The following is a 7728-nucleotide window of genomic DNA, read 5'->3' on the forward strand; positions in this document are numbered from 1 at the left end:
AACGCCGTCTCGGCACCGTCCTCCCGCCAGTTGCCATGGCCCCCGTGTTACCGGCCAGTAATATATCGTCGGCATATCGGAAACCACATACGCACCGGCAACACCACGCCGTCTTGACTGGGGGCATGACCTACGGCGAACCAGCACGAACCGCCACCCGTGGCCCTCGATCGCCGGCATCCTGGTCCTCCGCAGCCGTCCCCGCACTGGGAATGACGATATTTGGGTGCGAGCCGGACGAGGTCGTCTTGTTCCGAAAGCTGGCGCCTCGCTTCAACATCATGCCGACCATCACAGCGGAAGCGGTATCAGAGGCCAATATCGAACTGGCCAGGGGAAGCCGCTGTATCAGCGTCGGCCATAAAGCTCACATCACAAATTCCACCCTTCGCGCGCTTGGTCAAGCAGGCGTAACGTATATCTCCACAAGAAGCATCGGATACGACCATCTCGATGTGGACTACGCGGAGAGTGTCGGCATTTCCGTTGAAAACGTCGCGTATTCGCCCGACGGCGTGGCCGACTACACGCTCATGCTGATGTTGATGACGGCGCGAAACGCGCAGTCGATCATCCGGCGCGCAGCCGTTCATGACTACAGGCTTAATGATGTCCGCGGGAAAGAGCTACGCGATCTGACCATCGGGGTGATTGGAACGGGACGCATTGGCACCGCGGTCCTGGCCAGGTTGCAGGGTTTCGGCTGCCGCACGTTGGCCCACGACAGCCTTCCCGTGACCTCTGCCGATTACGTTCCCCTCGATGACCTGCTGCGGCAGAGCGATATTGTCACGCTCCATACACCGCTTAACGCCGATACGCACCATCTCCTCAACCGGCAACGTATCGAGAAGATGAAGCACGGCTCGTTCATCATCAATACCGGACGCGGTTCACTTATCGACACCGATGCCCTTATTTCAGCATTGGAAAGCGGCAGCTTGGGCGGCGCGGCACTGGATGTCCTCGAAGGAGAGGACGGAATATTCTACGCCGACCGCAGAAACAAGCCCGTTGACAGCAAGCAGCTGTTGCGCCTGCACGAGCTGCCGAATGTGCTCGTCAGCCCGCACACCGCTTATCACACAGATCACGCCCTGATCGACACTGTCGAAAACTCCATTGTCAACTGCCGGAAATTTGAGAGCGGAAAGCAGCATTGGATATGAAAATAGGAATTATCTTCGGCGGCCTCGGTGAAGAACATTCCATCTCCGTCAAATCCGCACAAGAGGTCGCGAAAAACCTCGATGCCGAAAAGTATGAGCCGTTCTATGTCGGGATCACGAAGAGCGGCGCTTGGCAGCTTTGCGACAGCGTGGACGCAGACTGGGAAAACGGCAATTGCCGCCCGGTTGCGCTGTCACCGGACCGAAGCGCACCCGGACTGCTCGTGCTGGAGCAAGGACGGTACGAAACGATCGGCCTGGACGTGGTGTTCCCCGTTCTGCATGGCAAGTTTGGCGAGGACGGTGCGATTCAGGGTTTGCTGGAGCTCTCCGGCATCCCCTACGTCGGTTGTGATATCCAGAGTTCCGCGCTGTGCATGGACAAATCCCTTGCCTACCTCGTCGCCGGAAACGCGGGAATCGCCACCCCGAATTTCCGGACCGTCGCGGCGAACGAGACTATCGATCCCGACCTCCTCACCTATCCCGTCTTTGTGAAGCCGGCCCGCTCGGGTTCATCTTTCGGGGTCAGCAAGGCGTCCAGCAAAGAAGAGCTGCCCAGTGCGGTGGAAACCGCGCGACAGTACGACTCGAAGGTGTTGATTGAAGAAGCTGTCGTCGGCAGCGAGGTCGGCTGTGCCATCTTGGGGAACGATCTGGAGCTGACCGCAGGCGAGGTCGATCAAATTTCACTGTCTCATGGCTTCTTCAAAATCCATCAGGAGAGCAATCCTGAAAGCGGTTCCGAAAACTCGACCATCGCCGTTCCGGCTGACATTCCGGCAGAGACGCGCGCACTCGTCCAGGAGACAGCAAAGGCCATCTATCGCGCCCTGGGCTGCGGGGGGCTGTCGCGAGTGGACATGTTCCTGAAGGAGGACGGAACAGTGGTCCTCAACGAGGTCAACACCTTGCCCGGCATGACCTCATACAGCCGTTACCCGAGAATGATGGCCGCCGCCGGGTTGCCGCTCGCCGAGGTGATCGACCAGGTCGTGTCGTTGGCATTGACCGGAAAAGCCCGATGAAAGACGATTTTGTCTTTTTGAACAAGTTTGCGCCCTGGATACGCTGGGATACCAAGTACGCCACCGGGGACACGCCCGCAGCGCGCCGTAGATCGTTTTGTGAGCTGGTCACAACAGCCGGATGACGGCCGGACGAAACTATGACACTACCCGAACATCGACAGAGCAGAGATGCTGGAAAAGGGATATGTGGCCGCTAAATCGGGCCACAGCCGGGGCAGCACCGTCGACTTGACGCTCTACCACTTGGCTACCGGTGAACTTGCCCCGATGGGCGGCGACCATGACCTGATGGATGGAGGCCTGCGGTTTTGATCGGTACGACTGCGAGTGGTGGCACTACACGCTGAAGGACGAACCTTATCCCGACACGTATTTCGATTTTCCCATCACGTAGAAGACCGGTTGCCCGGCCGAACCGATCATCAGCTGCCACTGTGCGGTGGCGCGGCGGGGAGTTGCACCGTGATGCGGAGCCCGCCGCCGGGGCGGGGGGTGAGGGTGAGGGTTCCGTCGTGCGCTTGGGTGATGCTTTTGACGATGGCCAGGCCGAGGCCGACACCCGCGTGGTCGCCGCGGATGCGTTCGGTGCCGCGCTGAAACGGCTCGACGAGCCTGGAAATCAATCGTGGCGACAGCTCCTCGCCGGTGTTCTCGACAGCGAGCACCGCGGTCTTGGGCTGAACGCTGGTGGTGACCCACACGGTGCCCTGCTCGGCCAGGTTGTGGACGATCGCGTTGTGCACGAGGTTCGTGGTCATCTGCAGCAGGAGCGCGTGTGAGCCGACGGTGGGGGTGATGTCGCCGGAGGTCTCGATGGTGAGGCCGCGCTTTTCGGCGAGGGGAAGGAGCGTTTCAGCGGTTTCTTCCGCTATGAGGGAGAGGTCGACGCGTTCTCGGTTGAAGGACCGCTGGTTGGCGCGGCTGAGCAGGAGCAACGCTTCGGTGAGGTCGATCGCCCGGGTGTTGACGAAGTGGAGGCGCTCGACGAGTTCGCCGGTGTCGCGGTCCAGATCGTTGCGAGCCACTTCGAGCAGGGTCTGCGTGATCGCCAGCGGGGTGCGCAGTTCGTGGGAGGCGTTGGCCGCGAATCTCTGCTGTTCGGCGTCGTGCGCTTCGAGCCGCGCGAGCATGGTGTCGAAGGCGTCGGCGAGTTCGCGGAACTCGTCTGTGCGGCCTTCCAGCTGGATCCGGTGGGAGAGCGAGCCGTTCGCGGCCAGCCGGGTGGCATTGGCGATGCGGGTCAGTGGCGCGAGCATGTTACCGGCGAGGATCCAGCCGCCCAGGAGACCGAACACCAGCAGGAACGCCACCATCGCGACTGCCTTCGGGGCGAAGGCGCGCACCAGGTCGGCGCGGTCGGGTACGGAAACCGGACCCGGGCCGAGCCTCCCGGGCGCGCCGGACGGCGCGATGTAGATCACCTCGGGTACGTAACGCAGCAGGAACACCCACACCACGGCGAGCAGCAAGGCACCCGCGAGCATGATGAACCCGGCATAGCTGAGGGTGAGTTTGAGACGAACGCTCAAACCGGGCGACCTATCCACGGTTCCCTCCCCCACGTCCGGCGCCGGGTGCGTTGTCTGCGTTGTCTGCGTTGTCTGCCTTGTCTGCGTTGTCAATGCGGTAGCCGGCACCCGCCACGGTGGCGATGATCCCGGGTTCCCCCAGCCGTTTGCGCAGTGCCGAGACGGTGATGCGCACGGCGTTGGTGAACGGGTCAGCGTTCTCATCCCATGCTCGCTCCAAGAGCTTTTCGGCGCTGATGACCCCCCCTTCGGCAGCGACGAGGACCTCGAGCACCGCGAACTGTTTCCGGGTGAGCGCGACGTAACGGCCGTCGCGGTAGACCTCGCGGCGGAACGGATCCAGCCGCAGGCCCGCGATCTCTCGCACCGGCGGCCTGTTGTGGGCGCGCCTGCGGTCGAGCGCCCTGAGCCTGAGCACGAGTTCTTGGAGCGCGAAGGGCTTGGTGAGGTAGTCGTCGGCGCCGAGTTCGAACCCGGTGGCCTTGTCGTCGAGCCGGTCGGCAGCGGTGAGCATCAGGATCGGCATGCCGCTACCGGAAGCGACGATGCTTTCGGCGATCTTGTCCCCGGAGGGCCCGGGAATGTCGCGGTCGAGGACGGCGATGTCGTAGTCGTTGATACTCAACAGCTCCAGCGCGGTGTCACCGTCTCCAGCGATGTCGGCGGCGATCGCTTCCAGGCGCAGCCCATCCCGGATGGCCTCTGCCATATAGAGCTCGTCCTCGACGATCAACACACGCATGTTCCGATACTATGACCAGGCGCATATCGTCGGCCTATCGAAATTCACGTACGTGCCGGCAACACCACGCTGCGTTGGCTGGAGGCATGTCCTCATCCTCCTCGGCCGTCCGGCGCGCCCTCGGCAAGGCACATGGCGCTGTCCCTGACCCCGTGACGGTCTTCCACGACGCGATTCCGGCCGTGACCAACCTCGATCCCGCTCTGCTCGCCGCCCTGCGCCGAGCCGCAGCCGACGCCGCGGACGACGGAGTCGAGTTCGCCGTCAATGGTGGCTGGCGTTCCCCGGAGTACCAGGAACAACTGTTCCGCGAGGCGATCTCGAAATACGGCACGGAAGAGGAAGCCGCCCGATGGGTGGCCACCCCCGACACGTCTGCGCACGTGTCGGGGGACGCGGTCGACATCGGGCCCGCCGATGCCAGGGCGTGGCTGGCCGAGCACGGCGCCGGATACGGGCTGTGCCAGATCTACCGCAACGAACCCTGGCACTACGAACTGCGCCCGGAGGCCGTCGACGGCGGCCGCCCGCCCCTGTATGCCGACCCGACGCACGATCCAAGGATGTGGCAGTGACCAGCAAGCACGGCGTAGCCACGCTAAGGTTTCCGCCGTGACCGAGCCCTCCGTCCTGCACGACACCAAGGCTGCCTACGACGCCGTTGCCCCTCTCTACGCCGAGCTTTTCAGCAATGCACTCGAGACCTCGCCGGTGGAACGCGCGATGCTGGCCGTGTTCGCCGAACTCGTGCAGGCCCGCGACGCCGGACCGGTCGCCGACATCGGCTGCGGGCCCGGCCACGTGACCGCACACCTGCACGCGCTCGGGGCGGCCACCTTCGGCATCGACCTGTCCCCCGAGATGATCGCCCTGGCCCGCCGGGCCCATCCGGACCTGCGGTTCGACGAGGGTTCGATGACCGCCTTGGACCTCGCCGACGGGGTTCTCGGGGGCATTCTCGCGTTCTACTCCATCATCCACACCCCGCCACGGCACCTACCGGCCGTGTTCACCGAGTTCCAGCGAGTGCTGGCACCGGGTGGCCACCTGATGCTCGGGTTCTTCGCTGGTGACGACCCCCAACCGCAGGAATTCGACCACAAGGTCACGCTCGCCTATCGATGGTCCCCCGACAGTCTTGCGGAACTGTTGCGCCAGGCAGGGTTCGTCCACGTCGCACGAACGCTGCGCGAGCCCCACGAAAACGAGCGGCAGTTCCAGCAGGCCCAGCTGCTGGTTCGCAAGCCCCAGGAGCCCTGATCGCCCGCAGTGGCTTGGCCGCGAGCGCGGTCAGCGGACCCGGTGATCCACGGCGAACCAGTTCGTCTCCCACGTCGTTCCGCCGTCGGCGGAGAACGCCTGCTCGAACCTTGCCTCGTCCGGACCCTGGCGGAAAATGAGGAAGCGCACCTTGATCGGACGGCCGCCGAGCTGGTCGTCGCCGTAGAACTCGCCCACGCCGTCGTGGAACCCGCCATACACCGCCGGGTTGAGCAGACCGTCGCGGATGTTGACGAAGGTCAGGCTCCACCGCCGCGCCTGCGGCTCGTACAGCCGCAGGTTGAGGGCGTCGATGCGGCCGTTCGGCCCCGAGACCCCGAACTCGACGACGTTCGCCCGCCGGTCCATCAGCGGACGCACGACGCTGGTGCCCGCGAACTGGAGCCACTGGTCCGCGGATTCCGAGAGCGGCTCGGCGAGGACCCGCACGGTGGTGCGCCACGTACCGGCTTCCCACTCGAAGTCTCGCTGGCCATCGGTGGCCGTCGACGACGTGGGAGGCGGTGAAGCCTGGCCCGACGCCGCCGTCGCGATCAACATGAGAGCCGAAAGGCCCGCGATCAGGATTCGTTTGTATGGCACTGTCATGAGTTCGACTATCGAGTGGAGCACGGCCGTGAACAAGAAGGCACCCGCAGGTAACCCCTCGCGCCCCAACCCGCTGCCCGGCTGCCCGATGGCCGCGGCGTTCGCCGCGATCGGCGGAAAGTGGAAAATGACCCTGCTGTACTGGCTTGCCCACGAAGAGTCCCACTTCGCGAGCCTCCGTCGCCGAGGCACACCGATCACACCCAAGGTGCTGGCCGAACAGCTGCGCGAACTCCAGGCCGACGGACTCGTCGAACGCGTGGTGACCGGACCGGTCCCGGCGCGCGTCATCTACCGGCTCACCGACTACGGGACCACGGTCCTGCCCGTCGTCGAAGGAGTCAGGGTCTGGGGTGAGGCTCACCTTCCGCGCACCCGCGGCGAGGCCGCACCGGACGCGGCGATGGGCTGCACCCACGCGATCATGGAGGTCGAGCGCGCCGGATGACCCGGGCGCCAGTTTCAGGATCCTCGACGCTCGTCTTGGGGCCGCGGGTCTTTGGCCTTGTGGAACAGTTGGACTTCCGCGGCTAGGTAAGGGATCCCGTCCACGTTGGTGTGGCCGAGTTCCGCGACCAAGGGGCCAGATCTGACTGGACCTACCCGACCTCATGGAGCTCACGCTTTCGAGCGGTGCCCGGAGGCGCCCACGGTCGACACGAGCCATCGTGTGGTCGGTGTGCCCGGCGCGGGCCTCGCACGACGAAAGCTACGTCGACGGTTTGCTCCTGGTGCTCCCGCAGTGTCCAGCCACGTGACGGAGAGTTTTTGAAGGTACTTACGAGGTGATAGACGTCGTCTGGAGCCTCAGCCTGGACGGCGAACCCTCTCTGGTGGTGGTACTCGACAAGCCGTAGCACCCGAGATGACGGCTCGCCCGGTTCAAGCTCTACCGGTGTTCCATCATTCCGGTGTCGTTGCCCGGCATCATTGTCGACGGTCTCTCGATGCCAACCTGGGCGAGGTGGGCTTTGGCGAGGATCTCGTCGATGGTGGCACTCACCATCGGACGCGACACCCGGCAAACGCCGTGATCTCGTTCTTCCGGCGGCCATGAGCACACTAGTAGAGTGTCGTGTCTAACTCTTGGGGTATAGGTGGCGGAGTTTGACGCGTGCGTCGTCGGTGGTGAACTGCCAGCGGACTTGGCGCCGTTCGGTGTTGATGGCGTCTTGCCACGCGGCGAGTTCGGTGTTGAGGGTGTCGAGGTCGCTGATGCGGCGGTCGAGACATTGGCGGGCCACTGCGGAGAGTTTCGATTTCGTCGGGTAGCGGGGACGCGTTGCCGCGCCCCCGCCCCCTCAGAACCGGCCATGCCCGATTTCCAGGCAACCGGCTCAAGCAAGCCCTGAAGGCTCACGGGCAGCCAGAAGTGCTGTACTCATTGC

The 7728-nt window shown here is 64.1% G+C and carries 9 protein-coding genes and 1 pseudogene; 6 read left to right on the forward strand and 4 right to left on the reverse strand.

Annotated features, from left to right (window positions below):
• Positions 1 to 212: 212 nt before the first annotated feature.
• The 3 genes and pseudogenes from QMK34_RS36845 to QMK34_RS36855 all read left to right on the forward strand — a co-directional run.
• Positions 213 to 1169, forward strand: coding sequence for a D-isomer specific 2-hydroxyacid dehydrogenase family protein (locus QMK34_RS36845; RefSeq protein ID WP_326419378.1), 957 nt, complete (start codon positions 213 to 215; stop codon positions 1167 to 1169).
• Positions 1166 to 2197, forward strand: a complete 1032-nt coding sequence (gene vanA, locus QMK34_RS36850; protein WP_326419369.1) for a D-alanine--(R)-lactate ligase — start codon at positions 1166 to 1168, stop codon at positions 2195 to 2197. Before QMK34_RS36845 ends, vanA begins: the two co-directional genes overlap by 4 nt.
• Before the next feature lie 66 nt (positions 2198 to 2263).
• Positions 2264 to 2594, forward strand: a pseudogene (locus tag QMK34_RS36855) (M15 family metallopeptidase); the annotation flags it as partial.
• Positions 2595 to 2622: 28 nt separating this feature from the next.
• Here the strand turns inward: QMK34_RS36855 and QMK34_RS36860 are convergent.
• Positions 2623 to 3747 carry a sensor histidine kinase gene (locus tag QMK34_RS36860; protein WP_326419370.1) on the reverse strand — a complete coding sequence of 375 codons (1125 nt, stop codon included), beginning with the start codon at positions 3745 to 3747 and terminating at the stop codon, positions 2623 to 2625.
• Positions 3740 to 4471 (reverse strand): response regulator transcription factor, encoded by a 732-nt coding sequence (locus QMK34_RS36865; protein ID WP_326419371.1) that lies wholly within the window; start codon positions 4469 to 4471, stop codon positions 3740 to 3742. The genes QMK34_RS36860 and QMK34_RS36865 overlap by 8 nt, the downstream gene beginning before the upstream one ends.
• Positions 4472 to 4557: 86 nt before the next feature.
• Between QMK34_RS36865 and QMK34_RS36870 the strand changes: the two genes are divergently transcribed.
• Both QMK34_RS36870 and QMK34_RS36875 read left to right on the forward strand, forming a co-directional pair.
• Positions 4558 to 5046, forward strand: a complete 489-nt coding sequence (locus QMK34_RS36870; RefSeq protein WP_326419372.1) for a M15 family metallopeptidase — start codon at positions 4558 to 4560, stop codon at positions 5044 to 5046.
• A gap of 37 nt (positions 5047 to 5083) precedes the next feature.
• Entirely contained in the window at positions 5084 to 5731 is a 648-nt protein-coding gene (locus QMK34_RS36875; RefSeq protein ID WP_326419373.1) for a class I SAM-dependent DNA methyltransferase, read from the forward strand.
• A gap of 30 nt (positions 5732 to 5761) precedes the next feature.
• Here the strand turns inward: QMK34_RS36875 and QMK34_RS36880 are convergent, their stop codons facing one another.
• Complete coding sequence (locus QMK34_RS36880; RefSeq protein WP_326419374.1) at positions 5762 to 6340, reverse strand: hypothetical protein; 579 nt, start codon at positions 6338 to 6340, stop codon at positions 5762 to 5764.
• Between QMK34_RS36880 and QMK34_RS36885 the strand changes: the two genes are divergently transcribed.
• Positions 6339 to 6788, forward strand: coding sequence for a winged helix-turn-helix transcriptional regulator (locus QMK34_RS36885; protein ID WP_326419375.1), 450 nt, complete (start codon positions 6339 to 6341; stop codon positions 6786 to 6788). The two genes, QMK34_RS36880 and QMK34_RS36885, sit on opposite strands and share 2 nt — an antisense overlap.
• Before the next feature lie 631 nt (positions 6789 to 7419).
• On the opposite strand, the gene QMK34_RS36890 is transcribed toward QMK34_RS36885, so the two are convergent.
• Positions 7420 to 7584: a hypothetical protein gene (locus QMK34_RS36890; RefSeq protein ID WP_326419376.1), complete on the reverse strand. Its 165-nt coding sequence runs from the start codon at positions 7582 to 7584 to the stop codon at positions 7420 to 7422.
• Positions 7585 to 7728 lie beyond the last annotated feature (144 nt).

The sequence above is a fragment of the Amycolatopsis sp. H20-H5 genome, from assembly GCF_035828755.1.
Classification (GTDB): Bacteria; Actinomycetota; Actinomycetes; order Mycobacteriales; family Pseudonocardiaceae; genus Amycolatopsis.